At 57.2% G+C, this 26,725-nt stretch carries 25 protein-coding genes; 7 read left to right on the forward strand and 18 right to left on the reverse strand.

Annotated elements, in window-relative coordinates; all coding sequences use genetic code 11:
* Positions 1-26: 26 nt before the first annotated feature.
* Positions 27-1,211, forward strand: coding sequence for an amidohydrolase (locus tag EDF82_RS10335; RefSeq protein ID WP_123755378.1), 1,185 nt, complete (start codon positions 27-29; stop codon positions 1,209-1,211).
* A 122-nt stretch (positions 1,212-1,333) separates the two neighbouring features.
* Positions 1,334-2,182, forward strand: a complete 849-nt coding sequence (gene sseA / locus EDF82_RS10340; RefSeq protein ID WP_123755379.1) for a 3-mercaptopyruvate sulfurtransferase — start codon at positions 1,334-1,336, stop codon at positions 2,180-2,182.
* A gap of 33 nt (positions 2,183-2,215) precedes the next feature.
* Here sseA and sseB read toward each other — a convergent pair whose 3' ends face one another.
* From sseB to trmJ, 11 genes are all read right to left on the reverse strand, one after another.
* Positions 2,216-2,992, reverse strand: coding sequence for an enhanced serine sensitivity protein SseB (gene sseB, locus EDF82_RS10345; RefSeq protein ID WP_123755380.1), 777 nt, complete (start codon positions 2,990-2,992; stop codon positions 2,216-2,218).
* A 79-nt stretch (positions 2,993-3,071) separates the two neighbouring features.
* The gene (pepB, locus tag EDF82_RS10350; protein WP_123755381.1) at positions 3,072-4,358 is read right to left on the reverse strand and encodes an aminopeptidase PepB; all 1,287 of its coding nucleotides are present in this window, start codon (positions 4,356-4,358) and stop codon (positions 3,072-3,074) included.
* 110 nt (positions 4,359-4,468) lie between these two features.
* Entirely contained in the window at positions 4,469-4,669 is a 201-nt protein-coding gene (iscX, locus tag EDF82_RS10355; protein WP_123755382.1) for a Fe-S cluster assembly protein IscX, read from the reverse strand.
* Between the two features lies 1 nt (position 4,670).
* Complete coding sequence (fdx, locus tag EDF82_RS10360) at positions 4,671-5,006, reverse strand: ISC system 2Fe-2S type ferredoxin (protein WP_004866372.1); 336 nt, start codon at positions 5,004-5,006, stop codon at positions 4,671-4,673.
* A 1-nt stretch (position 5,007) separates the two neighbouring features.
* Positions 5,008-6,858 carry a Fe-S protein assembly chaperone HscA gene (hscA, locus tag EDF82_RS10365; protein WP_123755383.1) on the reverse strand — a complete coding sequence of 617 codons (1,851 nt, stop codon included), beginning with the start codon at positions 6,856-6,858 and terminating at the stop codon, positions 5,008-5,010.
* 15 nt (positions 6,859-6,873) lie between these two features.
* Positions 6,874-7,389, reverse strand: a complete 516-nt coding sequence (gene hscB / locus EDF82_RS10370) for a co-chaperone HscB (RefSeq protein WP_123755384.1) — start codon at positions 7,387-7,389, stop codon at positions 6,874-6,876.
* Between the two features lie 282 nt (positions 7,390-7,671).
* Positions 7,672-7,995 carry an iron-sulfur cluster assembly protein IscA gene (gene iscA, locus EDF82_RS10380; protein WP_123755385.1) on the reverse strand — a complete coding sequence of 108 codons (324 nt, stop codon included), beginning with the start codon at positions 7,993-7,995 and terminating at the stop codon, positions 7,672-7,674.
* 15 nt (positions 7,996-8,010) lie between these two features.
* Positions 8,011-8,397, reverse strand: coding sequence for a Fe-S cluster assembly scaffold IscU (gene iscU, locus EDF82_RS10385; protein WP_002913991.1), 387 nt, complete (start codon positions 8,395-8,397; stop codon positions 8,011-8,013).
* A 26-nt stretch (positions 8,398-8,423) separates the two neighbouring features.
* Positions 8,424-9,638 carry a cysteine desulfurase gene (gene iscS, locus EDF82_RS10390; protein ID WP_123755386.1) on the reverse strand — a complete coding sequence of 405 codons (1,215 nt, stop codon included), beginning with the start codon at positions 9,636-9,638 and terminating at the stop codon, positions 8,424-8,426.
* Between the two features lie 178 nt (positions 9,639-9,816).
* Positions 9,817-10,308, reverse strand: a complete 492-nt coding sequence (iscR, locus tag EDF82_RS10395; protein ID WP_041146727.1) for a Fe-S cluster assembly transcriptional regulator IscR — start codon at positions 10,306-10,308, stop codon at positions 9,817-9,819.
* A gap of 208 nt (positions 10,309-10,516) precedes the next feature.
* On the reverse strand, positions 10,517-11,251 hold the full coding sequence (trmJ, locus tag EDF82_RS10400) for a tRNA (cytosine(32)/uridine(32)-2'-O)-methyltransferase TrmJ (RefSeq protein WP_123755387.1): 735 nt from the start codon (positions 11,249-11,251) through the stop codon (positions 10,517-10,519).
* A gap of 120 nt (positions 11,252-11,371) precedes the next feature.
* Between trmJ and suhB the strand changes: the two genes are divergently transcribed.
* Positions 11,372-12,175 (forward strand): inositol-1-monophosphatase, encoded by an 804-nt coding sequence (gene suhB, locus EDF82_RS10405; RefSeq protein WP_123755388.1) that lies wholly within the window; start codon positions 11,372-11,374, stop codon positions 12,173-12,175.
* Positions 12,176-12,217: 42 nt separating this feature from the next.
* Here the strand turns inward: suhB and EDF82_RS10410 are convergent, their stop codons facing one another.
* Positions 12,218-13,198: a nickel/cobalt transporter gene (locus tag EDF82_RS10410; RefSeq protein WP_123755389.1), complete on the reverse strand. Its 981-nt coding sequence runs from the start codon at positions 13,196-13,198 to the stop codon at positions 12,218-12,220.
* Complete coding sequence (locus EDF82_RS10415) at positions 13,189-13,827, reverse strand: DUF1007 family protein (protein WP_123755390.1); 639 nt, start codon at positions 13,825-13,827, stop codon at positions 13,189-13,191. The genes EDF82_RS10410 and EDF82_RS10415 overlap by 10 nt, the downstream gene beginning before the upstream one ends.
* A 124-nt stretch (positions 13,828-13,951) precedes the next feature.
* Here EDF82_RS10415 and csiE point away from each other — a divergent pair, with 124 nt between their 5' ends.
* A complete protein-coding gene (gene csiE, locus EDF82_RS10420; protein WP_123755391.1) occupies positions 13,952-15,229 on the forward strand; it encodes a stationary phase inducible protein CsiE in 1,278 nt (425 codons plus the stop codon).
* Here the strand turns inward: csiE and EDF82_RS10425 are convergent.
* The 4 genes from EDF82_RS10425 to EDF82_RS10440 form a co-directional block, all read right to left on the reverse strand.
* The gene (locus tag EDF82_RS10425) at positions 15,226-16,359 is read right to left on the reverse strand and encodes a 3-phenylpropionate MFS transporter (RefSeq protein ID WP_123755392.1); all 1,134 of its coding nucleotides are present in this window, start codon (positions 16,357-16,359) and stop codon (positions 15,226-15,228) included. The two genes, csiE and EDF82_RS10425, sit on opposite strands and share 4 nt — an antisense overlap.
* An 87-nt stretch (positions 16,360-16,446) precedes the next feature.
* Positions 16,447-17,274: an aldose 1-epimerase gene (locus EDF82_RS10430; RefSeq protein WP_123755393.1), complete on the reverse strand. Its 828-nt coding sequence runs from the start codon at positions 17,272-17,274 to the stop codon at positions 16,447-16,449.
* Positions 17,274-18,710 (reverse strand): sugar porter family MFS transporter, encoded by a 1,437-nt coding sequence (locus EDF82_RS10435; RefSeq protein ID WP_123755394.1) that lies wholly within the window; start codon positions 18,708-18,710, stop codon positions 17,274-17,276. The genes EDF82_RS10430 and EDF82_RS10435 overlap by 1 nt, the downstream gene beginning before the upstream one ends.
* Positions 18,711-18,780: 70 nt before the next feature.
* Positions 18,781-22,056 carry a DUF5107 domain-containing protein gene (locus EDF82_RS10440; protein ID WP_123755395.1) on the reverse strand — a complete coding sequence of 1,092 codons (3,276 nt, stop codon included), beginning with the start codon at positions 22,054-22,056 and terminating at the stop codon, positions 18,781-18,783.
* A 112-nt stretch (positions 22,057-22,168) separates the two neighbouring features.
* Between EDF82_RS10440 and EDF82_RS10445 the strand changes: the two genes are divergently transcribed.
* Together EDF82_RS10445 and EDF82_RS10450 are read left to right on the forward strand one after the other, a co-directional pair.
* Positions 22,169-23,365, forward strand: a complete 1,197-nt coding sequence (locus EDF82_RS10445; protein ID WP_123755396.1) for an ROK family transcriptional regulator — start codon at positions 22,169-22,171, stop codon at positions 23,363-23,365.
* 73 nt (positions 23,366-23,438) lie between these two features.
* Positions 23,439-23,861, forward strand: coding sequence for a DoxX family protein (locus EDF82_RS10450; RefSeq protein ID WP_123755397.1), 423 nt, complete (start codon positions 23,439-23,441; stop codon positions 23,859-23,861).
* Positions 23,862-23,928: 67 nt separating this feature from the next.
* On the opposite strand, the gene glyA is transcribed toward EDF82_RS10450, so the two are convergent.
* Positions 23,929-25,182 carry a serine hydroxymethyltransferase gene (gene glyA / locus EDF82_RS10455; RefSeq protein ID WP_123755398.1) on the reverse strand — a complete coding sequence of 418 codons (1,254 nt, stop codon included), beginning with the start codon at positions 25,180-25,182 and terminating at the stop codon, positions 23,929-23,931.
* Between the two features lie 323 nt (positions 25,183-25,505).
* On the opposite strand from glyA, the gene hmpA reads away from it, so the two are divergent.
* Positions 25,506-26,696: an NO-inducible flavohemoprotein gene (gene hmpA, locus EDF82_RS10460; RefSeq protein ID WP_123755399.1), complete on the forward strand. Its 1,191-nt coding sequence runs from the start codon at positions 25,506-25,508 to the stop codon at positions 26,694-26,696.
* The last annotated feature ends 29 nt before the right edge of the window (positions 26,697-26,725 follow it).

Consider the following 26,725-nt stretch of genomic DNA (forward strand, 5'->3'; position numbering starts at 1 on the left):
TGTCACTATGCTTATGGAGTATCGTTATGATTAACCCCGAAATTACCGCAATCGTCGCCCGCGAAGAGCAGGCCATGATCGCCCGGCGTCGCGATTTGCACGCTCACCCGGAACTACCCTGGGAAGAGCAGCGGACAACCGAACGCGTCATCGATGAACTGCAGGCCATCGGCATCGCCTGCCGTCGTACCGAGCCAACCGGGGTGATTGCCGACATTAGCGGCGGCAAACCGGGCCACACGGTGGCCTTACGGGCCGACATGGATGCGCTCCCGGTGCTGGAGCTGAACGAGCAGCTTAGCTATCGATCGCAGATCCCGGGGAAAATGCACGCCTGCGGGCATGATGCCCATACCGCGATGCTGCTCACCGCCGCCCGCGCGCTGTACGCCGTTCGCGAGCAGATGCCCGGTAACGTACGGTTGATTTTTCAGCCTGCAGAAGAGATCGCCGAAGGTGCCAAAGCGATGATCGATCAGGGCGCGCTCGATAACGTCAGTAATATTTTTGGCCTGCATATCTGGTCCGGTACGCCCTCCGGTAACATCTCCTGCAACGTCGGGTCGTCGTTCGCCTCCGCGGATTTACTCACCGTCACCTTTCGCGGTCGCGGCGGCCACGGTTCAATGCCGGAGGCCTGTGTCGATGCCGCGGTGGTGGCCTCGGCGTTTGTGATGAATGTGCAGGCCATCGTGGCGCGCGAAACTTCACCGCTCGACGCGGCGGTGGTCACGATCGGCAAAATGACGGTCGGCACACGCTTTAACATCATCGCGGAAAACGCGGTGCTGGAAGGCACGGTGCGCTGTTTCAGTCTTGCGGCCCGCCAGCGACTCGAAGACGCGATTACCCGCTACGCCCGGCATACCGCGGCAATCTATGGCGCGACCGTCCAGGTCGACTACCACTACGGCACGCTGCCGGTGATCAACGAGACGCGCAGCGCCCTGCTGGCCCAATCGGTGATCCGTGATGCGTTTGGCGAGGCGGCGCTGTTCAGCGAGCGCCCCACCACCGGCGGGGAAGATTTCAGTTTTTATATGCAGAATATCCCCGGCTGCTTTGCCCTGCTCGGCTGCGGCAGTCCAGAGAAAGGCAGCGATTACGCTCACCACCACGGCTGCTTCAATATCGATGAGCAGGTGATGAAAAACGGCGCTGAGCTGTACGCGCAATACGCCTGGCGCTATCTGCATCAGCAGGTGTTTTGATATTCCGCCCCCGAAGCGCTTCGGGGGCGTATCACATTCCCGTAGCCTTCCGGTGAAAATGCCTTGTCGGTCAGCGTAAAAACATCAACAATCTATCTATTATTGATGACACGGAGGCAGCCATGTCCACTTCGTTTTTTGTCGCCGCTGACTGGTTAGCGGAACATCTTGATGACCCGGAAATCCAAATAATCGATGCACGAATGGCCCCGGCGGGTCAGGAAGCGTTGCGCGATATGGATGCGGAATACCGCGCCGGCCATATTCCCGGGGCGCTCTTTTTCGATATTGAAGCCCTGTCCGATCACACCAGCCCGCTGCCGCATATGATGCCGCGGGCGGAAGCGTTCGCCGTCGCCATGCGGGAACTGGGCGTGAGCAGCGATAAACATCTGGTGGTGTACGACGAAGGTAACCTCTTCTCAGCGCCGCGAGCATGGTGGATGTTGCGCACCTTTGGTGTGGCAAACGTCTCGATTCTCGCCGGCGGCCTGGCTGGCTGGCAGCGCGAAGAACGCCTGCTGGAACAAGGGATCCCTGAACAGGCGGAAGGTGAATTTGACGGGCGCTTCGATCCACTGGTGATCAAACGTCTTACCGATGTGCTGCTGGTCAGCCATGAAGGATCGGCGCAGATCGTCGATGCGCGCCCGGCCCCCCGCTTTAATGGTCTGGCCGATGAACCTCGTCCGGGGCTGCGTCGCGGCCATATTCCCGGGGCGCTCAACGTGCCGTGGGGCGATCTGGTGATTAACGGCGAGCTCAAAACCGTTGATGAGCTGAATGATATTTTCCTGCGCCAGGGCGTGGATTTTGATCGGCCGATTATCGCCAGCTGCGGCTCGGGCGTCACGGCGGCGGTGGTCGTGCTGGCGCTGACCACGCTGGGAGTCAACGGCGTCTGCCTGTACGACGGCTCATGGAGCGAATGGGGTGCGCGGAGCGATCTGCCGATCGAGCCGGCGCAATAGACAACATAACGGGGGCGCGATGCCCCCGTTATCTTAGAGAATGCGGTTCTGTTTGAAGTCGCGCAGGAAGCTGCCCCAGCGCTTTTCATAAAACGGCGTGATATGGGCCATCATAAAATGGCTGATGCCTTTCTCGCCCTCGACAACCTGACAGATATCAACCGGCTCATCGCCAGGTAAGGTATCGGTCGCCACGCTGCCGGTGGCCTGAATCACCGCCTCAATCTCGCCTTCCACTTCAAGGCCGATCAGCAGATTTGCCGGTGCCTCTGCGCTGTCCTTGATCGAACAAAGATACGCGCGTTTGACGGTCTTGAGCGTTTTAAACAGCGTCGTCAACGAGTCGATCATCTGTGCCGGTGGCTCGGCAACCTCTGACAGCAGCAACGATTCGCCGCCTTCAATCACCGTCTGCGTGCTGAGCGGCGTGCCCTCTTCTCCCAGCAGATGCTTGATCTCGTTGGGCATAAACTCTTTGCCAGTAGGCAGCTTCGCATTGAGGAACAGCGTTTCGCCAAGCGTCATGGCAAACAGCGTACGTGCCGGCATCGCCACAAAGGATTGCTCGTCGGTGACCGCCTGCTGCAAGGCCTCCAGCGAGGTGAAAAACGGAATGACCGAAGCCCCGTCGTCTTTCTCCCAATGCTGTAAGTCCACGGCGCTCTCTTCCACCACCGCTTCGCCTTCCGCCGCCGCACCGGGCACCCACACCGTGGATTCCAGCAGCACACGGAAAAATGCCGGACGGTGGCCCGGTTCGATCGCCGCCTGTTCCAGCAGGGTTTCTAATTCATTTTTAGTTTCGGACATAATGCTCACAACATCAGGATCGGAATGGCCCCGGCAACGCTGGCCGGGGCTACGAGTCAGGGCAATCGCCCCGGCGCTTTTACTCTGCGGTTAACAGATTGGCAATCGTACGTACACCGAGGCCGGTCGCGCCAGCGGACCACTGTTCAACGGCGGATTTACGGTAGGTTGCCGAGCAGTCAATGTGCAGCCAGCCCTGATGATAGTTCTCAACGAAATGAGACAGGAAACCTGCCGCCGTGCTGGCGCCAGCCGGATAAGCGGCGCTGCCGGTATTATTCAGTTCGGCAAAGTTAGACGGCAGCTGACCACGGTGGAATTCCGCCAGCGGCAGACGCCAGAAGGCTTCATTTTCTGCCTGCGCGCTCGCCAGCAGACGGTTAGCCAGCTCGTCATCGAAGCTGAACAGCGCGTGGTAGTCGTTCCCGAGCGCGGTTTTCGCCGCACCGGTCAGGGTCGCCGCGTCGATGATCAGCGCCGGTTTCTGCGCGCAGGCATCGATCAGACCATCGGCCAGGACCAGACGGCCTTCGGCGTCGGTATTCATGATCTCGACGGTCTTACCGTTGCGGTAGCGAATAATGTCGCCCAGTTTGAAGGCGTTACCGCTGATCAGGTTGTCAGCGCAGCACAGGTACAGCTTCACGCGCTTGTTCAGACCGCGGGTAATCGCGAATGCCAGCGCACCGGTGACCGTCGCTGCGCCGCCCATGTCGGACTTCATGGAGTCCATGAACGCGCTCTGTTTGATGCTGTAGCCGCCGGAATCAAAGGTGATACCTTTCCCGACCAGGCAGGCATACACCGGCGCGTCTTTATCGCCGGATGGGTTGTAATCCAGCGCCAGCAGCACCGGCGGACGCTCGGAGCCGCGACCCACGGTATGCAGACCGAGATAGCCCTGTTCACGCAGGTCTTCGCCTTTGGTGATGCGGTAAGAAACATTGTCGCAGGCCACGCCGCACAGCAGATCGACGGCACGCTGCGCCAGCTGTTCCGGCCCCAGATCTTCCGCCGGGGCGTTAATGGTGTCACGGACCCAGTCGATGATCGTCAGGCGGCTGTCCAGCTCGCTCTTCTGCGCGTCGTCCAGCGTCGGCCATTCGACTTTGCGGCTGCCTTTCGGCCCTTTATAACCGGCCCAGAACGCCCATGCGCGGTCGGTATTCCAGCCTTCACCGCTCAGCGCGACATGCTTAATCCCCATGCCATCGACCTTACGCGCCGCGCGCTGAATCAAACCCAGGTCGTCTTTACCGTTCAGATGCAGGGTGATGCCGTCATCATTAATGCTGTAAGTCGCTTTTTCGCCCCAACGCGCATCGGCAGGTTGAGTCGTCAGCGTAATCTTCATGGCTTCTGTCATTTTTTTTCATCCTTATTAGCAAACGGGCCACCTTATGGCAGCCCGTTAGAATTTTTTCGCTGCATGATCCGCGTTGCAGGCACTCTGCAGCGTAGAGCATGACGCGAAAATTAATCGGCTTCGTCTAACCAGACTAGCAGAATCGCCTCAAGAATTTTTTCATTCGATGCGTTTGGATTGTCATCGAACGCTTCCAGCTCGCAAATCCACTGATGCATATCGGTGAAGCGAACGGTTTTCGGGTCGAGATCCGGGAAAGCGTCGTACAGCGCCTCACCAATTTCACGACTATCGGTCCATTTCAGTCCCATATTAATGCTCGCGTGCGTGGTTGATGGTGTAACGCGGGATCTCGACGACCAGGTCATCGTGGGTCACGCGCGCCTGGCAGCTCAGACGGCTATCGGGCTCCAGCCCCCATGCCTTATCCAGCATGTCGTCTTCGTCTTCCGTGCTTTCCGCCAGCGAGTCAAACCCTTCACGCACAATGCAGTGACAGGTCGTGCAGGCACAGGATTTTTCGCAAGCATGTTCAATCTCGATGCCGCTACGTAACGCCGCATCCAGAATGGTCTCACCGATCTCAGCTTCCACAACTACGCCATCCGGACACAGGTCCTGATGAGGCAGAAAAACAATCTTTGGCATATTAAACCTCGTCCACGGATTGGCCTTTCAGCGCAGTACGGACCGACTGGTCCATGCGGCGTGCGGCAAATTCCTGGGTTTGTGTGTCTGTATTTTTAATCGCATCTTTAATGGCGTCGGCATCATCACCTGCGGCAACCGCGCTCAACTGCGCCATTGCCTCATCGATAGCCTGACGTTCTGCGGCGCTGAGCAGCGCGGCATCGGCGGCCAGCGCACTGACCAGGCTCTCTAACACGCGTGCGGCTTCGACTTTTTGCTCAGCCAGCATACGCGCCTTGATATCCTGTTCGGCGTGACTCATCGAATCTTTGATCATGGTGGCGATTTCGCCGTCGGTCAGGCCATAGGATGGCTTCACCTGAATGGAGGCTTCGACGCCGGTCGATTTCTCCATGGCGGTCACGCTCAGCAGGCCGTCGGCATCCACCTGGAAGGTCACGCGAATATGCGCGCCGCCGGCCGGCAGTGCCGGAATACCGCGCAGCGCAAAACGCGCCAGCGAGCGGCAATCCTGTACCAGTTCACGCTCGCCTTGCATCACGTGAATGGACATCGCGGTTTGACCATCTTTGAAAGTGGTAAATTCCTGCGCGCGCGCCACCGGAATGGTGGTATTGCGCGGGATGACTTTTTCCACCAGGCCACCCATGGTCTCCAGCCCTAAAGAGAGCGGGATAACATCGAGCAGCAGCAGTTCGCTGTCGGGCTTGTTGCCCACCAGGATGTCGGCCTGAATCGCGGCGCCAATGGCAACCACTTTGTCCGGGTCGATGGTGGTCAGCGGGGGACGGCCAAAGAACTCGCCGACGCGCTCACGCACCAGCGGCACGCGAGTTGAACCGCCGACCATCACCACTTCCAGCACCTCTTCCGCCGCCACGCCCGCATCTTTCAGCGCACGACGACAGGCCAGCAGGGTCCGTTTGACCAGCGGCGCAATCAGTTCATCAAACTGGCTACGGGTAATCTCCCCTTGCCAGCCACCCACGTTGACGCTGACGACGTCGGCATCGCTGAGGGCGATTTTGGCGGCGATGGCCGCATCCAGCAGCTCGCGCTGCAGGCGGTTGTCACTACGATCGCTCAGCCCCGCCAGTTCGCGCAGGTAATCCGCCAGCAGGTGGTCAAAGTCATCGCCGCCGAGCGCGGAATCGCCGCCCGTGGCCAGCACTTCAAACACCCCACGGCTCAAGCGCAGCACTGAAATATCAAAGGTGCCGCCACCGAGATCGTAAACCGCAATCACCCCTTCCTGACCGGAGTCCAGGCCGTAGGCAATCGCCGCCGCGGTCGGTTCATTCAGCAGACGCAGCACGTGCAGGCCCGCCAGACGCGCGGCGTCTTTGGTGCCCTGGCGCTGAGCGTCGTCGAAGTAGGCCGGAACGGTAATGACCACGCCGTCAAGCTCGCCGGACAGCGCTTCGGTGGCCCTGGCGGCCAGCGCTTTCAGGATATCGGCAGAGACGCGAATCGGGTTGAGCAGACCCGCGGCGGTCTGGATCATCGGCAGACCGTTTTCACTGGCCTGTAGCTGGTAAGGCAGATGCGGATAGCGGGTCTGAATATCGGCCAGCGAACGCCCCATCATACGTTTTACCGAGCTGATGGTATTGACCGGATCCTGGGCGGCATTCTGCCGGGCATCGTAGCCGACGCTCTGGCCAGATGCCTGGTAGTTCACCACGGAAGGCAGGAGGTAACGACCCTGATGATCGGGCAGTGTTTCGGCCTGACCGCTACGCACGGTAGCGACCAGAGAATTGGTGGTGCCAAGGTCAATCCCCGCGGCCAGACGACGCTGATGCGGCGCGGCGCTCAGACCAGGCTCACTAATTTGTAATAAGGCCATAATTGCTTCCGAAAATTAAAAATCGAGCAGCTTTTCTTCGAGTTGTTCTGCCACGCTCTGAAGTTTATCGAGAAAACGCAGTTTACGCACGGTATCTGCCGCTACGTCCCACGTCTCGTTATTTAATTGTTCAACAACCTGCTGATGACGAAGGTCATACATCCCTTTCACGCGCTTGATAAACCCCGCGAGCCGCGCTTCATCCTGCGACTTTTCAATCTCATCCAGCTCTTCACGCAGCTCCAGCTGTTCCATCAGGAAGGCGGTATCGCGCACGGTGTGCTGCTCGCTGGCTAAGTCGTAGCCATGAAGCGAAAGGAGATATTCGGCGCGGGTCAGCGGATGCCGGAGCGTTTGCCATGCCTGGTTGATTGTGGCGGATTGCTGCACGGAGGCGAGCTGTTCGGCCGCACTCGCGCTGGCGAACTTGTCGGGATGATACTGGCGCTGTAAATCCTGGTACCGGACAGCCAGCTGTTCTTGCGAAAGGGTATAACTGACCGGTAACCCGAAGAGGGTAAAATAGTCCATAGTAACCTCAGGGTTAACGAGATAAAGCAAACCCCACGCGTAGCAAAACTACGGTGGGGCTATACCCTTCATCCTTCAAGCTGCCTGGGGGTTGGCTGCACCCGTTCAGCCCAGTCACTTACCTGTGTAAGCTCCTGGGGATTCCCGGCCTTGCCGCCTACAAGCAACTCGAATTATTTGGGGTATATACTTTCTTACTTCGCGTTGCAGATGCATCGGCTGCGAGTGGCTCGCTTGCCGCCTTCCGCAACACGAATTAATCGGTATAACAGCGGAACGCGATTACACGTTAAAGCTTTCGCCGCAACCACACTCATCTTTAACGTTAGGGTTAGTGAATTTAAACCCTTCGTTCAGGCCTTCTTTGACGAAGTCCAGCTCAGTGCCGTCGAGGAACTGCAGGCTTTTGCCGTCGATCACTACCTTGACGCCTTTATCTTCAAACACGGTGTCTTCTGCCGCCGGCTCGTCAACAAACTCCAGCACATAGGCCATACCTGAACAGCCAGAAGTGCGGACCCCTAAGCGCAGACCGAAGCCTTTGCCACGGTTGGCCAGGAAGGAATTAACTCGCGACGCTGCGCTGTCGCTAAGAGTAATCGACATACAATAACCTCTTAATTATTTCGCTTCACGTTTGCTTTTATAATCCGCAATCGCGGCTTTAATCGCGTCTTCCGCCAGGATGGAGCAGTGAATTTTCACCGGCGGCAGTTCCAGTTCATCGGCGATATCGGTGTTCTTGATCGCCTGAGCTTCGTCCAGAGATTTCCCTTTCACCCATTCGGTGACCAGGGAGCTGGACGCGATAGCGGAACCGCAACCATAGGTCTTGAAGCGCGCGTCTTCAATGATACCTTCATTGTTGACTTTGATCTGCAACTTCATGACGTCGCCACATGCCGGTGCGCCAACCATGCCGCTGCCGACGTTCTCATCGCTGTTGTCGAAAGAACCAACGTTGCGTGGATTCTCGTAATGATCGATAACTTTTTCGCTGTATGCCATGATGAATTCTCCTTATACCCTACCGATTAATGATGTGACCATTCGATGCTGTTCAGATCCACGCCCTGCTTGAACATATCCCACAGTGGAGACAGATCGCGCAGACGGCCGATGGATTTACGAACCAGATCAATGGTGTAGTCAATCTCTTCTTCGGTAGTGAATCGACCTAAAGAGAAACGGATAGAACTGTGTGCCAGTTCATCAGTCATGCCCAGTGCACGCAGCACATAGGACGGCTCAAGACTTGCGGAGGTGCAAGCTGAACCCGAGGAAACGGCCAGGTCTTTCAGCGCCATAATCAGCGATTCGCCTTCAACATAGTTGAAGCTGACGTTGAGAATGTTCGGCGCGCCCTGCTCAAGGTCACCGTTGAGGTAAACCTCTTCCATATCTTTTACGCCTTCCCACAGACGGTTACGCAGACCGCGCAGACGCGCCATCTCGGTTTCCATCTCTTCTTTCGCGATACGGTAAGCTTCACCCATACCGACGATCTGGTGGACAGGCAGAGTACCGGAACGCATGCCACGCTCGTGACCGCCGCCGTGCATCTGCGCTTCAATGCGGATACGCGGTTTGCGACGAACATACAGTGCGCCAATACCTTTAGGTCCGTAGATTTTGTGACCGGAGAAGGACATCAGGTCAACTTTCAGCTGGCTCAGGTCGATAGGCAGTTTGCCTACGCTCTGGGTCGCGTCAACGTGGTAAATGATGCCACGCGCACGGCACAGTTCGCCGATGGTAGCGATATCCTGCACCACGCCAATTTCGTTGTTCACGTGCATGATGGACACCAGGATGGTGTCGTCGCGCATCGCGGCTTCCAGCTCTTTAAGATCGATAATCCCGTTGCGCTGTGGCGCCAGGTAGGTGATCTCGAAGCCTTCACGCTCCAGCTGGCGACAGGTATCCAACACCGCTTTGTGCTCGGTTTTGCTGGTAATAATGTGCTTGCCTTTTTTCTGATAAAAGTTAGCAGCACCTTTAATAGCCAGGTTGTCGGATTCCGTTGCACCGGAGGTAAAGACGATTTCACGCGGGTCAGCACCGACCAGTTCAGCAATCTGATTACGGGCGATATCAACCGCCTCTTCAGCCTGCCAACCGAAACGGTGTGAACGAGAGGCCGGGTTACCAAAGGTCCCGTCCAGGGTCAGGAATTGCATCATTTTCTCGGCAACACGCGGGTCCACCGGCGTTGTTGCGGAGTAATCGAGGTAAATCGGTAATTTCATTGCTCTTTAACTCCGTACATCACTCAATGCAAGGAACCAGGCAACCGGCTTGATGTACGACCGGGGACACGGGATGCCGTAGCATCCCGGCCTGATTCTGAAATCTTTATTTTATCTTTTATGACTCTGACCGTTTCACCTTGCAGCACCGTGGCCACAAGTTGAAACCAGACGAGTATTACGCACGCAGCTTAACGTCAATGGCGTCCTGGGTGCGGGTATTGCGCTGGGATTCATGGCTATGCTGACGCCCAGAAACATCAAGGATTTCCTGGTTATTGACCAGTTCACCCAGGGTGATGTTGTTCAGGAAGCTGGTCAGACGTTCGCTCAGGTCACGCCACAGTGCGTGGGTCAGGCATTTATCGCCGCCCTGGCAGCCGCCTTTGCCCTGACAACGGGTCGCGTCTACCGATTCGTCTACTGCGCTGATCACTTCGCCTACGGCGATGCTACCGGCTTCTTTACCTAACAAATAACCACCGCCTGGTCCACGCACGCTGGAAACCAGACCGTTTTTACGCAGACGGGAAAACAGCTGCTCCAGATAGGACAGCGAGATCCCCTGACGTTCAGAAATATCAGCCAACGGAACCGGGCCCGATTCAGAGTTGAGCGCAACGTCCAGCATCGCGGTCACAGCATAACGCCCTTTAGATGTCAGTCTCATGTCTTACTTAACCTCAAACTCGCCCCTGCCCGGGCTTTTTATTAATATGGGTATTGCATAGCAGGAGCAAGTCTGACATTCCCGAGTAAATTGGTCAACTATTTACTTGACTGTTTTAGTCAGGTATTTAACCTTCCGTGCGCTCATGTGCTTGCGCGGCCTACGTTTTTGTCTGCCGGGCATGCCGCGCACCCTCGGGAAAGCGGCATCACTGCTCTTTGTTTTTTTGCTCAATCGACGCCAGCATGCCGCGCAGAATGTTCAGTTCCTGGCTTTCCGGGCGTGCGCGCGTAAACAAACGACGCAGTTTATTCATCACCTGCCCTGGGTGGGTGGCGCGGATAAAACCGGTGGAAATCAGAGTCTGTTCGAGGTGACCGTAAAAACGCTCTAAGTCATCGACCAGCGGATAAGGCGTTTCGTCGTGCTCTACCGCCGGGGCATCCTGCTCCTGCGCGGCCAGCCAGGCCATCCGCACTTCATAGGCGATAACCTGGACGGCCATCGCCAGGTTCAGCGAGCTGTATTCCGGGTTAGCGGCGATCGCAACATGGTAGTGGCATTTCTGCAGTTCATCGTTGGTCAGCCCGACGCGTTCGCGGCCAAAGACCAGCGCTACCGGTGCATGCTGCCCTTCAGACACGCTCTTCAGACCGCATTCACGCGGGTCGAGCATCGGCCACGGCAGCGTACGCGAGCGGGCACTGGTACCGACCACCAGGCTACAGCCTGCCAGCGCTTCATCGAGAGTATCGACGATCTGCGCATTGCCGATCACATCGCTGGCACCCGCCGCCAGGGCAATAGCCTGAGAGTCAGGTTTAACCAGCGGGTTAACCAGCCACAGGTTTGTTAACCCCATGGTTTTCATGGCGCGAGCAACGGAACCCATGTTTCCAGTGTGTGATGTTTCTACCAGTACGATTCGAATATTTTGCAGCATTATGGTTCTTCGGCTAAAGATTATTCACGCATGCTATCATAAAACGGAGACATAAGGAGATTTGGCTGTTATTATGTGCGCCGTTTTTTCCCGTTCTTTAACATCCAGTGAGAGAGACCGATGCATCCGATGCTGAACATCGCCGTGCGCGCAGCGCGCAAGGCGGGTAATTTAATTGCCAAGCACTACGAAACCCCAGACTCCGTAGAAACGAGCCAGAAAGGCAGCAATGACTTTGTGACTAACGTCGATAAAGCAGCCGAAGCGCTGATTATTGAAACCATTCGCAAATCTTACCCGCAGCACACCATCATCACCGAAGAAAGCGGTGAACACGCAGGTGAAGATCAGGATGTTCAATGGGTTATCGATCCGCTGGATGGCACCACCAACTTCGTAAAACGCCTGCCTCATTTCTCTGTATCTATCGCCGTACGCATTAAAGGTCGTACTGAAGTGGCGGTAGTTTACGATCCAATGCGCAACGAACTGTTCACTGCAACCCGTGGTCAGGGCGCACAGCTCAACGGCTATCGTCTGCGTGGCAGCACCGCTCGCGATCTGGATGGCACGATTATCGCCACCGGCTTCCCGTTCAAAGCCAAACAGCACGCGACCTCTTACATGAACATCCTGGGCAAAATGTTTACCGAATGCGCGGACTTCCGTCGCACCGGTTCTGCTGCTCTGGATCTGGCCTACGTTGCTGCTGGCCGCGTTGATGGTTACTTTGAAATCGCGCTGAAGCCGTGGGATTTCGCTGCTGGTGAGCTGATTGCTCGCGAAGCTGGCGCGATCGTTTGCGACTTCACCGGTGGTCATAACTACCTGCTCACCGGCAACATCGTTGCGGGCAACCCGCGTGTGGTTAAAGCGATGCTGGCCAACATGCGTGACGAACTGAGCGAAGCGCTGAAGCGTTAATCTCTCTCACTTTCCCCCGGTTCGCCGGGGGGAAGTTGTTTTTCAAAACGGCCGCAATCCGCCGCCGCCCGGCACCGCACTACTCCACATCACCACCGACGCCGCCAGTAAAATGACGCCGCCGGAGAGCGCCAGCGTCGACCAGCCAATTTGCTGCCAGAGAGGAGGCGTTTTACTCCCGCTCAGCTTCACGGCTAGCTGACGAAAACCATGCACCAGCAACGCCAGTCCACTGATGGTCAGTGACGTTCCCGCCGCCATTGCCAGCGCCGCCGCCATGCCCCAGCTAAATACGCCAATCACCTTACTAAACAGCAGAACCATGATCGCTCCTGAACAGGGACGCATCCCCATCGACAACACGATCGCCAGCCGTGCGCGCCAGTCATCGCCGCTCTGGAGCTGCTCCGGCGCCGGCATATGCTGATGCCCGCAGCCACAGTGGGCATCATGAACGTGATGAGGCGTAAACGCGGTAAACCGAGGACGGCGCAGGAGTCCCCGCAGCTTTTTCAGCGCCCGCCAACACAACAGCAGGCCCAGCACGCCGACCAGCAGATAGCTGCCTTTCTCCAGCCAGAAGCTGCTGAGATGCAGCTGCCTTGCGGGCAACTGCAACACCGTCAGCACCACTACCACCAGCACAATCGCCACCACGCCCTGCAGCAGCGAGGCGGCCAGCGTCAGGGCAATGCTGGATTTCAGCTTCGCCGGATGCGTTGCCAGCCAGGTGGTAATCACAATCTTGCCGTGCCCCGGCCCCAGAGCGTGCAGCACGCCATAGATAAAGCTAAAGGCCAGAAGGGTAAAACCTGCCGCTGACGGGTTATCCGCCACGGCCTGTAATAGCTGGCTCAGCTCGACATTCAACGCCCGCTGCCAGATGGTACTTTGCAGCAACACCTGCGGCCAGGCGCGCCAGAGCCAGATGCCGGCCCCGGTGGCCAGCAGTAAAAAAACGGCCAGCGGCCACAGCTGACGCAAACGCGACGCCCGGGCAGCGGGAGAAAGAATTACTGACATGTCAGGGTCACCTTCTGAGCAAAGTAGGTTCCAAGCGCCATATCCTCCGGCGGCGCGTCGGCTTTATCCAGCGCCAGCGCAAACGTCGTCATTTTTTCATTTGGCTCCGGGGTGATGACCTTCACCTTGCACATCGTGCGTAAGGCGGCAGGCAGCGTGACGTCGCTCGGGTGGTCATAATGCATATCAACGTAATAGGTCGGGTCAAAGGTCGACAAGGTCAGGGTTTGCCCCGCTAAGGGTTGCGGAGTTGCCAGCGGCATCGTGAACGTCAGCACCGCCTGATGACCTTCGCGCTCAAGGCCATAGCCATCGGGCCGGTTATCAAATTTGACCCGCTGCTGGTTATGCCACAACTCGCTGAAATAGTGCTGACCGAGAACATTGGCCATCACTTCCGCCGCCAGCCTTTTCCAGACCTCATCCCCCGGTTTCGCCTTTCCGGCATCGTACAGCAGGTCTGCGGAGGTGATCTCATCCATGGTCCAGCGCATCTTAAACCCGGTCAGCAGCCCGTTGTCGGTCACGATGTCCGTTTTCATGCTGATGAAGCTATGCGGGTGCGCTAGCACACTAAATGATAAAACCATGAAAAATGCCGCACTGGTGCATTGTTTCACTCTCTTCATCCGTTCCTCACGTGAAAAATTCTGTGAACTTCGCCAGCATTCCTGACGTAAAGCCGCCGAACGGCCCTGATCTCCATTCATCCATTGGCTATTCTTAGCGAAAACCCTAACTGGAACTCACCAGATGATGACCGTCATTGAACCACCATCTGCGCTTTCCAGTCCACAGCGCCGTAGCCAGGTACTCCTGATGTTTTACCTGCCAGGGCAGTCAGTGACGCCCGAACAGCTCAGCCACATCAACCAGGTTGATGAAGCAACGGCCCGGCAGGATATCACGGAGACGGAACGTGAAATTCAGCGTTACCACCGATTGACCCTCTCGTCACAGGTGGACGGTAGCTACCGGATTGAAGGCGCCGTAATCGATCAACGCCTGTGTCTGCTGCATGGCCTGCGGCGGGCGCTGCGTTTATGCCCACATTTTATTGCTCACCATTTTACGCCCGCCTTAAAAACGCAGCTTAAACGACAGGGCATTGCGCGGACGCTGTATGACGACACCAACCTGCAGGCGCTGGTCAATCGCTGCGCGCGCACGCTCAACCGGCAGTTTGATTGTCGGGATATGCATTTCCTGTGTCTGTATCTGCAATATTGCCTGCTGCAGCACCATCAGGGCCTGACGCCAGACTTCACCCACGAGCAGCAGCGCTGGGCGCAGGAAGCGGCGGAGTTCACGTTGGCGCAGGAGATCGTCCGTCACTGGCAACGCCGGGTCTCCAGCTCGCCGCACGCGGGTGAACAGCTGTTTCTGACGTTGCTGTTTATGCTCCTGAAGACCCCCGACCCGATCCGCGATGGCCACCATCAGGACCGGCGGCTGCACCTGGCGATTTCCCACTTAATTCATCGTTTCCAGCAGCTGGCGGGCCGGCCATTCAGCGACGACCAGGGACTCAGCGATCAGCTGTATATTCATCTGTCGCAGGCGCTCAACCGCAGCGTGTTCGCCATCGGCATCGATAACGCCTTACCGGAGGAGATTAGCCGACTCTATCCGCGCCTGATGCGCACCACCCAACAGGCACTGAGCGAGTTTGAAGCCGCGTATGAAATCGTCTTCAATCAGGAGGAAGTGGGGTTAATTGCGGTGATATTCGGCGCATGGCTGATGCAAAAAAGCGACCTGCATGAGAAACAGGTCGTGCTGCTCACCCATGATAATCCTGACCGTGAACAGGCGCTGGAACTGCAGTTACGCGAGCTGACTCTGCTGCCGCTCACCATTAAATATCAGAGCGTGCATACCTTCCAGAAAGAAGGGGCCCCGAAAGGCGTGACCCTGGTCATCACGCCCTATGCGACCGCGCTGCCGCTGTTTTCGCCGCCGCTGTTTCACGCAGAAGAGACCTTCAGCGATCACCAGCGGCAGCATATTTGTAAGATGCTGGAGGATTAGGCGACCGCTTTCGGCCGCAGCACCAGCGCCGGAAGCGCCACCAGCGCCATCACCCAGAACACTCCCTGATGTAGATGCTGGTATAGGAAACCGGCAAACACCGTCATGATGGCAATACTGCCGCCCATCGCCACCGCGGAGTAGACCGCCTGCAGGCGAATCACTTCGCTGCCCTGACGTGCGGAGATATAACGCATCGCTGCCAGGTGGCAGACCGTGAAAGTCCCACAGTGCAGGATCTGCGCGACGATGAGCCACGGCAGCGCGGTAGTCGCCCCCATCAGCGTCCAGCGTATCAGGCCGCACACCGCCGAAATCAGCAGCAGTTCCCGGGCGCTGAAGCGACTGAATACTTTTTTGCTCAGCGCAAAGATAACCACTTCCGCCACGACGCCCAACGACCATAAATAGCCGATGGCCGAGGCGGAGTATCCGGCCTCCTGCCAGTAGATGGCGCTGAAACCGTAGTAGGCGGCATGCGCGCCCTGCAACAAACAGACGCAGGCGAGAAAACGCCAGCTCTGGCGCACCAGCGTCAGCCAGGCCGCCAGCCCCGCCCCTTCCTGATGACGAGACTCACCTTGCGGCATCACCGAGGGCTTCAGCAGCATCCCCAACAGCATCGAGGCGGCCCCGAGACTGAGCAGCACCAGAATCGCCCGGTAATCAAACAGGCTGACCAGCTTACCGGTCAGCGCCGAACCGATGACAAAAGCCACCGACCCCCACAGACGCACGCGCCCGTAATCCATGGTGATCTGTTTTTGCCAGGTGTTCGCCAGCGCGTCGGTCAACGGCACCAGCGGAGAGAAAAAGAGGTTGAAGCCGACGATCACCAACGTCAGCCAGGCGACGTGGTTCCCGGCCCAAAAGGCCAGCGCAAACAGCAGCACCAGCAGCGCCAGAACACGCAGGGCGAATACCAGGCGGGAGGGATCGCTGACCCTCGGGGCAATCAACAGGCTCCCGAGGAAACGCGCCACCAGCCCCGCCCCCAGCAGCATACCGATGGTTTCCGGCGTTAAGCCCGTCCCGGCCAGCCAGACGCTCCAGAATGGCAGGAAGATGCCGTAGCTAAAAAAGTAGGTGAAGTAACTAAGCGCCAGCCAGCGCGTGGAGTGCAAAACCATGATTCCCTCCTGAATGGAGGCGATAGTCTGGCGATAAAGCATAGCCGGCGCAAGCCAGGGATTTTGAGTGCCTCCGCGAAACAACCCCTAATCGACGGTGATTTTCACCCCCCATGAAACGCTATCTCCCGGCCCCAAAACCACCAGACCTGGCTGCCCCGCCATGTTGTGCGCGTTGACCGGATGACTCTGCGGCTCCAGGCAGATAAACGGTTCACCCGACATGCGGAACAGCATCAACCACGGAGTTTGTGATGAAATCGTGACGGACATCACGCTTCGCTGTATGTTCGCGACGCCGTTCCAGCCGGAATAGCAGACATTCAACCAGCGATCTTCGCCATACGTCGGACGGGAGAAATCCCCGCCTTCAGGCAGATCGCCGCGCCAGCCCAGAGGCAAATGCGATGCGCCTTCCGGCCAGTGGCCGCTCGCCTCGAACTGCACCAGACTGTGCTGATCGAAGGCGAAGAACGGGTGAAAACCGCCGCCGTACAGCATGGGGGTCTGCCCGCAATGCACCAGCGTCATCGTGGCGATCAGCGTCCCGTGCTGCAGTTCATAGCGGATCCGGGCCTGATAATCAAAACCGCAGGGGTGCTGCTGGCGCAACTGCAACAGACAGGAGTGGTCAGCTTGTTCCAGCACCTCCCATGGCAGCAGCCAGCCGTCGCCGTGCAGGAAGAATTGCTCATCGGCATGATGGTGCGGCAGCAGGACCTCGCGACCCTGGAAGCTAAAACGGTTTCCGGCCACCCGATTAGCCAGTGGCAGCATCGGAAACATGCCGCCAGCCGGGTTTTCATACAGCACCGGCACCTGATAGCGTGACGAAAACAGGCTTTGCACTTTGCCGCCCAACGTTGAGACGCGCATCCTCAGATGCGCGTTTTCCAGCATCAACACCTGCGTCATTAGCGGGTCTGCTCGTGTTTCATCGCCTGGCCACCGGCATGCCGCTGTGCCAGTTGCTCCTCCAGCGCTTCTAAGGTAATGCCCTTCGTTTCCGGCACGTTGCGCAGAATGTAGAGGTATCCGGCAGCGCAAATCACGCCGTACAGCAGGAAACTACCTGATGCCCCCAGCCCGGCATTAAGCAGTGGGAAGGTGTAGGTTAACAGGAAGCAGGCAATCCACAGCGCCACCGTCCCCAAAGACATCGCCAGCCCCCGGACGCGGTTAGGGAAGATTTCCGCCAGCAGTACCCAGGTCACCGGCGCCAGGGTCAGCGCGTAAATAGCAATCGCGGCCAGCACCAGCAGCAATACCGGCCACCCCATAATGCCCATGGCATAAGCGCCGGCGATCAGCACATAGATCACCGTCAACCCGCTGGCCCCCAGCAGCATTAACTTACGGCGGCCGATTTTATCCACCAGCGGCAGGGCGGCAATCGTGAACACCAGGTTTACCACCCCGGTCGCCACAATCGATTTCAGGGTGCTGTTGATATCAAATCCCGCCGAGGCAAAAATCTCCTGGGCGTAATTAAAGATGACGTTAATCCCGCACCACTGCTGAAATATCGCGAGCACCATCCCAATGATGACGATCGGTTTAACGTGTGGCGCCAGCAAGGCGCTGTAGGAGACTTTGTTGTTATCTTTTTCCAGGGTATGCGCGATTTCACGCAATATTCTGTCGGCGTAATCGGCAGAGCCAATACGCTCCAGCGCGGCGCGCGCACGCTCTGTCTTACCGGCTTTCATCAGCCAGCGCGGGGACTCCGGCACAAAAAACATCAGCACCAGAAACGCCAGCGCCGGCACCAGCTCCGCACCAAACATCCAGCGCCAGCCGGTCTGACCGTTCCAGGTTTCCACGATCATCTGCTGGGTTGCTCCCGTCGCCACCGGCTCAGCAATCATCAGGTTGATCAGCTGGGCCGCCAGCACGCCAATCACGATAGTGAGCTGGTTGACCGCCACAAAGCGCCCTCTTTTCTCGGCCGGGCTGACTTCGGCGATGTACAGCGGACTGAGCGCCGATGCCAGGCCAATGCCCACCCCGCCCACAATGCGGTAAAACACAAACATGTCGAAATTGCTGGCCAGCGCCGTCCCCCACGCCGAGGCGCTGAACAGAACGGCAGAGAGAATTAATGGCAGCTTGCGCCCCAGTTTATCGGCGCACCACCCCGAGATTAACGCGCCAAAAACGCAGCCCACCAGCGCCGAACTCATAGCCCAGCCGGACTGCGCCGGGTCAGTAATCGAGAACCAGGCTTCATAAAATGGCTTCGCGCCACCAATCACCACCCAGTCATAGCCAAACAGTAAACCACCGCAGGCGGCAACCAGACAGATAGTCCAGACGTAGCCCATTTTCAGATGTGTCTGCGCGTTATTCATAATGATTCCTCTATAAGGGAAACGCAGGGAACAGTAGGGTTCAGGCGGGACCAGCCCGCCCGTTTGAGGTTCAGGAAAAAATGCCGCTTTGCAGGGCATGGTGAATCAAATGCGCCTTATCATGAGCAGGATTGATGTGCAGAAGCTGCTGCATCACCTGCTGGCTGGCGGATACGTTGCCCAGCCCCAGATGACCAAGCGCTTCAATAAACAAGCAGTGTTGTTGATGCTGCTGCTGAGCTGATACATCGAGGACCACCAGGTCCGGGAGAGAGACGGCGAAAAAGTCAGCCTGCGGAACGTCATCCCGATGCTGTTCCGCCCAGGAGATAAAGCTGCGGAAATGCTGCTCGGCCTGGGCGGTATTGCCGCACTTACGTAACGCCATGCCCTGCCAGAAAAGGTAATCGGCGGGTTGATCGTTGTAGTAGCGCCCGGCATCCAGCGTAGATCCGCCTTGCAGAGCGCGCTGATAGTACTGCGCTGCCTGCTGCGTCTCTCCGGACTGCTCCGCGCAATACCCCAGCAGATACCAGATATCGTTATCCGTCTGCCCTGGCAGTCGCCCCTCCCCCAGGTTGTGGGGATAGTGCAATGCCTCATGCAGATATTGCGCCGCTGACAGATACTCATGTTGTGCAACAGAACATAACGTCCGGTGAAGCTGATTAAGCAAATACTGGCCGGTCATCTTCCCTTCGCCCCCTTCCCAGGGGTGAAAGACCCGCGAGCTGAGCACAGAGGCCGCTTCGGCGTAATGACCGGTGATATGCCACAGGCTTAACAGTTCAGCGGTCAGATCGTCGCGCTTGTGCACCACCGCCTGACGTGCCGCCAGCGTCTCCAGGCGTTCAGCCACGGGAGTGCCCAGTAATTTCTTAAGAAAATCAAGTTCAAAGAGGAAGCGGGCGTTGTCTGGCTCCAGCGCGACGGCGCGTTGCAAACAGGCCAGCGCCTGCCGTGCATCCTGCTGTTTGTTCCAGGCGTAGACCCCCAGCAACCGATGCGCCGGTGCATAATCCGGGGATGTTTCCAGCGTCCTGCGCCAGCAGCCTACCGCGTCGTCATAGCGCCGCTTGCTGTACCAGAAACAGCCCAGCAGATACTGCGCAAAGGCGCTGTCTCCCAGGGTTTGCAACATCTGGACTTCGTCGAGCGTGTTGGGGAAACGAACTTTTCGGGCATGGCACTTCTCGGCCGCCGCGATAAATTGTTCCCGTTGCGTCGCGTCATGGCTTAACGAGGCGCGCCACAGCAGCGGCAGCGCCTCCTGGCTATCCAGCAGCGCGAGCACCTCTGTTGCCGCCTGCTTTTGCCCAAGCGATAACAGCCACCCCGCCAGCAGGCTGGCGTTAATCCCTCTGCCCCCGGTCACACGCAACAGGTTCTCGCGAGCCTCATCGCCAGGCGCAATCATCCAGCGCACGCAGTGCAACGGATAGCTCAGCGGATAGCGTTCAAGACAGGCGGCACTGTATTCCAGCGCGTCATGAATCGACGCAGCCTGCGCCAACGCCAGCGTTTTCAGCCCCATCGCCAGATGGTTACTGGTATTGAATTGCAGGCTGATATTCACTTTTTCCAGCGCGTCGGCCGTATCACCGCGCTTCATCGCCAGACGTGCCAATGACCACCAGGCCGCATCGCGACAGTTGCCGCTCCAGGAAGCTTTGTAATAATGATCCCAGGCGCCGGCATCATCGCCCTGTCGTTCCAGAGCATTAGCCAGCAGCATACTGGCTTCGCCATCGCGCGGGTTTTTATTCAGCCGATGGGCGCGGCGCAACGCCGCACGGGCACACTGCTCAGCGCAGGCCCAGTCGGCGCTATTAAACGCCAGCGTCCCCAGAGCGACGTTGTTGCGATAATCTTGCGGATCAAGTGCAATCGCCCGGCGATAGTAGTCGGCGGCATAGCGGCTTGCGTGGTTGTACTGTTCAAGATGCTGGCCGATAAAATAGAGTTCATCGCCATTGTGGATCGCTTCCGGCAGCGCTGGCGCGGTGGCCGGTTCGGGCAGTGGGGTTTCCTGGGCCTGATGCTCCCGATAGTCCAGCAGCGCCTGGCCTTCGGCGGTTTTCACCTGGAGCGTCAACCGCCCGGCGCCGTTTTCCGGTAGCGTCTGGAGCCAGCTCTCACCCGGCCTGAGCGACAATTGCGTTTCATAAAGCGGCTGATTGTCGTCGCTAAGCTCAACCACGATATTCTCCAGCGGCGCAATGGCATACACGCCGACCTGCAGCTGCTGAGATTCGCGAACCAGCTTCAGCGCCAGCTGCGTGTTGGCATTTTGCACCATCCCTAATTCGCTGTAGGGAAGGAAGTTTTGCACAAACACCTTCTCTTCATAAGGCGCAAGCCAGGTAAAGTCAGGCTGGTTATCGGTGAACACGCCGGTCATCAGCTCGATGTAGGGACCATTTTCATCGGTCAGATTGCGGTCCCAGGCCTGGCCGAAATCACCGTAGCCCCAGCTCCACTGTTTTTTCCCCGGCGAGACATGGTGATCGGCGACATGCAGCAGCCCGCCGCGCTCGTCATGGTGATAAGCACCGACAAAATCGTAGTCCGATTTCTCGGCCATGTAGGAGGTTGGCACCGGGACGTTCTTATAGCGGGAAATATCAACGCCTGCGGAGTAGTCAACCTTGTAGTAGGTGCCGGTCGCAATCGGGAACGCGGAGACGTCACGCTTGCCGTGGTCGAAGACCGCGGTCACATCCGGTGGGAACACGCTCTGATGGGCATCGCCGCCTTTGACCGCGGGGTTGGCCCACCACAGGAAATGACGCGGCGTCGAATTACCGTTAAACACCTTCCCGGTAATTTCAATCAGCGCGCGGTCAGGATAGAGCGTAAACCCGGTCATGACCTGCAAACCGCGCATCGGCTCAGCTTCCCCCATCCATACGGTCTGCGCACCGTCTTCTCTCTGCTGGATCGAAAAATCGACCGGCATAAAGGTGGTCGGACGGTGATGCTGTGGCCAGTTGAATTCAATGCCGCCGGAGATCCACGGCCCAAGCAGCCCCACCAGCGCCGGCTTAACCACTTCGTTGTAATAGACAAAATCGCGTTGTTTGACTTTGTCATACGCCCGATGAATGCGGCCCCCAAGCTCCGGCAGCAGCATGATGCGAATAAAGTCATTCTCCATCCAGAGTGCCTGATATTCACGCATTTCCCGCTCGCCGGTGAGCGTATCAATCACGCCGTAGGGATAGACGCTGCCGGAAGAGCCCTGATACACCCGTTTCTCAAGGAACATCGGATTCGGATCTTCCGTACCCGTCGTCCACGTCGGTAATGAAATCGTTTCCTGCCAGACCTTAACCGAACCGTACATGACGCCTCCACTAAAACAAATAAAGTAAAAGATGTTATGACAGCAGTTTATATCGCTATATAGCTGCTAAAATGCGCAATGCTCACGCAATATAGTTAAGGGAGTTAAGTGTATGCAGCGGACCGGTTTCAATAACGCCCGGGTCAGGCAGGCCAATAAATCTGTTTTTCTTTCCCACCTCTGGCGGGCGAAGCAGCTCAGCAAATCGCAGCTTTCTCAGCTCAGCGGTTTATCTATCCCGGCGGTGAGCAATATTCTCGACGAACTGCTTAGCGATGGACTGATTAGCCACTCCAGCGAAAAGATGAGCAACCGGGGCGTCAATAGTGGAAGTTTTCAGATCCCGCAGCACGGCGCCTGGACGCTATGCATGAACATCACGCCCACCAGCATTGAATATCAGCTTGCCGACGCGCGTTTGCTGGCCACCGGCCCTCTCCAGCACGTGCATATCGATGCTCCCACGCCGCAGGCGCTGCTTGCGGCCATTGCCGGTTGCTGGCAGGAAGTCCATCGTCAGTATCCGCAGTCGCGCATCAATCTCGCGCTGGGGGTGCATGGGCAGGTCGATCCGGTGACCGGGGTTTCGCAAACCATGCCCCAGGCGCGCTGGAAAACGCCGGTGGAATTAAAATACCTGCTGGAAGAGAAGCTCAAGGTTCGGGTCATGGTCGACAACGACTGCGTGATGCTGGCGCTGGCGGAAAAGTGGCAGAACGATGGGCACCCCCTGGATTTTTGCGTGATTAACGTCGATTACGGTATCGGCTCATCATTTGTGATCAACGATCAGGTATGGCGCGGCAGCCTCTACGGCAGCGGACAAATCGGCCATACGATCGTTAATCCTGACGGCATGGCCTGCGATTGTGGCCGATACGGCTGCCTGGAAACGGTGGCATCGCTCAGCGCGCTGAAGAAACAGGCGCGGACGTGGTTAAAAACGCAGCCTGACGCCGGGCTCTCGCCGGAGAACATCACGACCGAGTCGCTAATGAACGCCTGGAGAGCAGGCGATATGCATATTCGCGCCTGGGCCGACAGCGCCGCCAACGCCATTGGTTTAAGCCTTTATAACTTTCTGAATATTTTAAATATTAATCAAATCTGGCTCTATGGCCGCAGCTGCGCTTTTGGCGAGACGTGGTTAAACACTATCGTCAAACAAACCGGATTTAATCCCTTCGACCATGGTGATTCCCCCCGGACGCACGCCACCCAGATTGGCTTTGGCCGGCTGAGTCGCCAGCAGCAACTGCTCGGTATCGGTTATCTGTATGTGGAGGAGCAACTGCAGGCATTGCGCTGAACGCATGCGGCATGTGGCAGATCGCCAAACGGTGTATTACGTTTATAAGACTCATCTTCACAACGGATTGATTATGAACACACTACGCTATTTTGATTTTGGTGCTTCCCGCCCCGTGTTGCTGTTGATCGCCCGTATTGCGGTGGTGCTGCTGTTTATTCTGTTTGGCTATCCCAAACTGATGGGCTTTAGCGGCACGGTACAGTACATGGCGTCCTCCGGCGCTCCGCTCCCGACGCTGTCGGCGATTATCGCCATCGTGATGGAGGTTCCGGCAGCCATCCTGATTATCCTCGGCTTCTTCACCCGTCCGCTGGCGGTTATTTTTATTTTTTACACCCTCGGCACCGCCGTCATTGGTCACCATTACTGGGACATGACCGGGGATGCGGTCTTACCTAACATGATTAACTTCTACAAAAACGTCAGTATTGCCGGAGCCTTCCTGCTGCTGGCCATCACCGGGCCGGGGTCGCTCTCCCTCGACCGTCGTTAAGCAGCGATCGCCAGACGTAAAAAAGGCCGCATTTGCGGCCTTTTTCTTTAGCTTGCGTCGCTAAACGTTATGCGTAAACCGGGAAGCGTGCACAGACGTCCAGCACTTTGCCCTTCACGCGCTCAATGACCGCTTCGTCATTGATGTTGTCCAGCACATCACACATCCAGCCAGCCAGCTCTTTGACTTCCGCTTCTTTAAAGCCACGGCGAGTCACGGCCGGAGAACCAATACGGATACCGGAAGTCACAAACGGGCTCTTCGGATCGTTCGGTACGCTGTTTTTGTTGACGGTGATGTTGGCGCGGCCCAGAGCGGCGTCAGCTTCTTTACCGGTCAGGTTTTTGTCGACCAGATCCAGCAGGAACAAGTGGTTTTCAGTACCGCCGGAAACCACTTTGTAGCCACGGTTCAGGAACACTTCAACCATCGCTTTCGCGTTCTTAGCAACCTGCTGCTGATAAACTTTGAACTCAGGCTCCATCGCTTCTTTCAGTGCGACAGCTTTACCCGCGATAACGTGCATCAGCGGGCCGCCCTGCGCGCTTGGGAAGACGGCAGAGTTCAGTTTTTTGTACAGTTCTTCGCTACCACCCTTCGCCAGGATCAGGCCGCCGCGCGGACCCGCCAGGGTTTTGTGAGTGGTGGTGGTCACAACGTGAGCATGCGGAACGGGGTTCGGGTACACGTCTGCAGCGATCAGACCAGCAACGTGAGCCATATCGACGAACAGATAGGCGCCGATGCTGTCAGCGATTTCACGCATTTTTGCCCAGTCAACGATACCGGAGTAAGCAGAGAAACCACCGATGATCATCTTCGGTTTGTGTTCCTGAGCCTGCTTAGCCATATCTTCGTAGTCAATTTTACCGGACTCATCGATACCGTAAGGAATGATGTTGTACAGCTTACCGGAGAAGTTTACCGGGGAGCCGTGAGTCAGGTGACCGCCTTGTGCCAGGTTCATACCCAGAACGGTATCGCCCGGCTGCAGCAGCGCGGTGTAGACCGCAAAGTTAGCCTGAGAACCAGAGTGCGGCTGTACGTTGGCATAATCCGCGCCGAACAGCTCTTTTGCACGATCGATAGCCAGTTGCTCAACGATATCAACGTATTCACAACCGCCGTAGTAGCGCTTGCCCGGATAGCCTTCGGCATATTTGTTGGTCAGCTGAGAACCCTGCGCCTGCATGACGCGCGGGCTGGTGTAGTTCTCGGAGGCGATCAGTTCGATGTGCTCTTCCTGACGTACTTTTTCCTGCTCCATAGCCTGCCACAGTTCGGCATCATAATCGGCAATGTTCATTTCACGCTTTAACATCCGCATCTCCTGCTCAGCTAACAATAGATTACAGCTCTAAAAGGGGGGCCTTTTCGGGCAACGGCCCACAGTATAACTGAATCGTTCTGTGATAACAGGTCTTGACAAAGGATTTTACGCAAACGATTGGCTCCGCATGAGACAAGGCTTTGAGCAACAACGACTCCACGATTATCAACAGATTTCTTTTCAGGTTTGTGATGCAAATAATTCATGTTGTTACCACTACAGGGAAAAGTGTTAAAGAACCATTTACATTGCAGGGTTATTTTTATAAGATGCATATAAAATACATCATTTAAATAACTCTTAAGGAAGCTGCTATGCTCGACGCTCAAACCATCGCTACCGTCAAAGCCACGATCCCCCTGCTCGTCGAAACCGGCCCTAAGCTGACCGCCCATTTTTACGATCGCATGTTCGCGCATAATCCGGAGCTCAAAGAGATCTTCAACATGAGCAACCAGCGCAACGGCGATCAGCGTGAAGCGCTGTTTAATGCGATCGCGGCCTACGCCAGCAACATCGAGAACCTGCCTGCCCTGCTGCCGGCGGTCGAGAAAATCGCGCAGAAACACACCAGCTTCCAGATCAAACCGGAACAGTACAACATCGTGGGCGCTCACCTGCTGGCGACGCTCGACGAGCTGTTCAGCCCGGGCCAGGAGGTGCTTGACGCATGGGGAAAAGCCTATGGCGTACTGGCGAACGTCTTTATCAACCGTGAAGCGGAAATCTACCAGCAAAACGCCAGCAAAACCGGCGGCTGGGAAGGCACCCGAGCGTTCCGCATTACCCGCAAAGCCCCGCGCAGTGCCCTGATTACCAGCTTCGACCTGGAGCCGGTAGATGGCCAGCCGGTCGCCGATTACCAGCCGGGCCAGTACCTGGCTATCTGGCTGAAGCCGGAAGGGTTTGAATATCAGGAAATTCGCCAGTACTCGCTGACCCGCAAGCCAAATGGCAAAAGCTACCGCATCGCGGTGAAGCGTGAAAACGGCGGCCAGGTTTCAAACTGGCTGCACGCTGCGGCGCAGGAAGGGGATATCGTACATCTGGCGGCACCGGCAGGTGACTTCTTCCTCGACGTTACGGCGCAAACACCGGTAACGCTTATCTCCGGCGGGGTTGGTCAGACGCCGATGCTGGCGATGCTCGAAACGCTGGCGAAAACGCAGCATGCCGCCCAGGTTAACTGGCTCCACGCGGCGGAAAATGGCGACGTTCACGCGTTTGCCGATGAAGTTGCCGCCCTGGGTGCGACCCTGCCGGCGTTTCGTTCCCACGTCTGGTATCGCACGCCGACCGCCGCCGACCGTCAGGCAGCGCGCTTTAATAGCGAAGGTCTGATGGAATTGTCCGGGCTGGCCGATGCGCTGCGCGATCCGCAGATGCAGTATTATCTCTGTGGGCCGGTGGTGTTTATGCAGTTTGCCGCGAAGCAGCTGGTGGCGTTGGGCGTGAGCGGCGAGAACATTCACTACGAGTGTTTCGGCCCGCACAAGGTGCTGTAAGCCGATAAAACAAAGTAGCCCCGGTGGCG

The organism is Klebsiella sp. BIGb0399 (assembly GCF_003752615.1).
Lineage (GTDB): Bacteria > Pseudomonadota > Gammaproteobacteria > Enterobacterales > Enterobacteriaceae > Klebsiella > Klebsiella lignicola.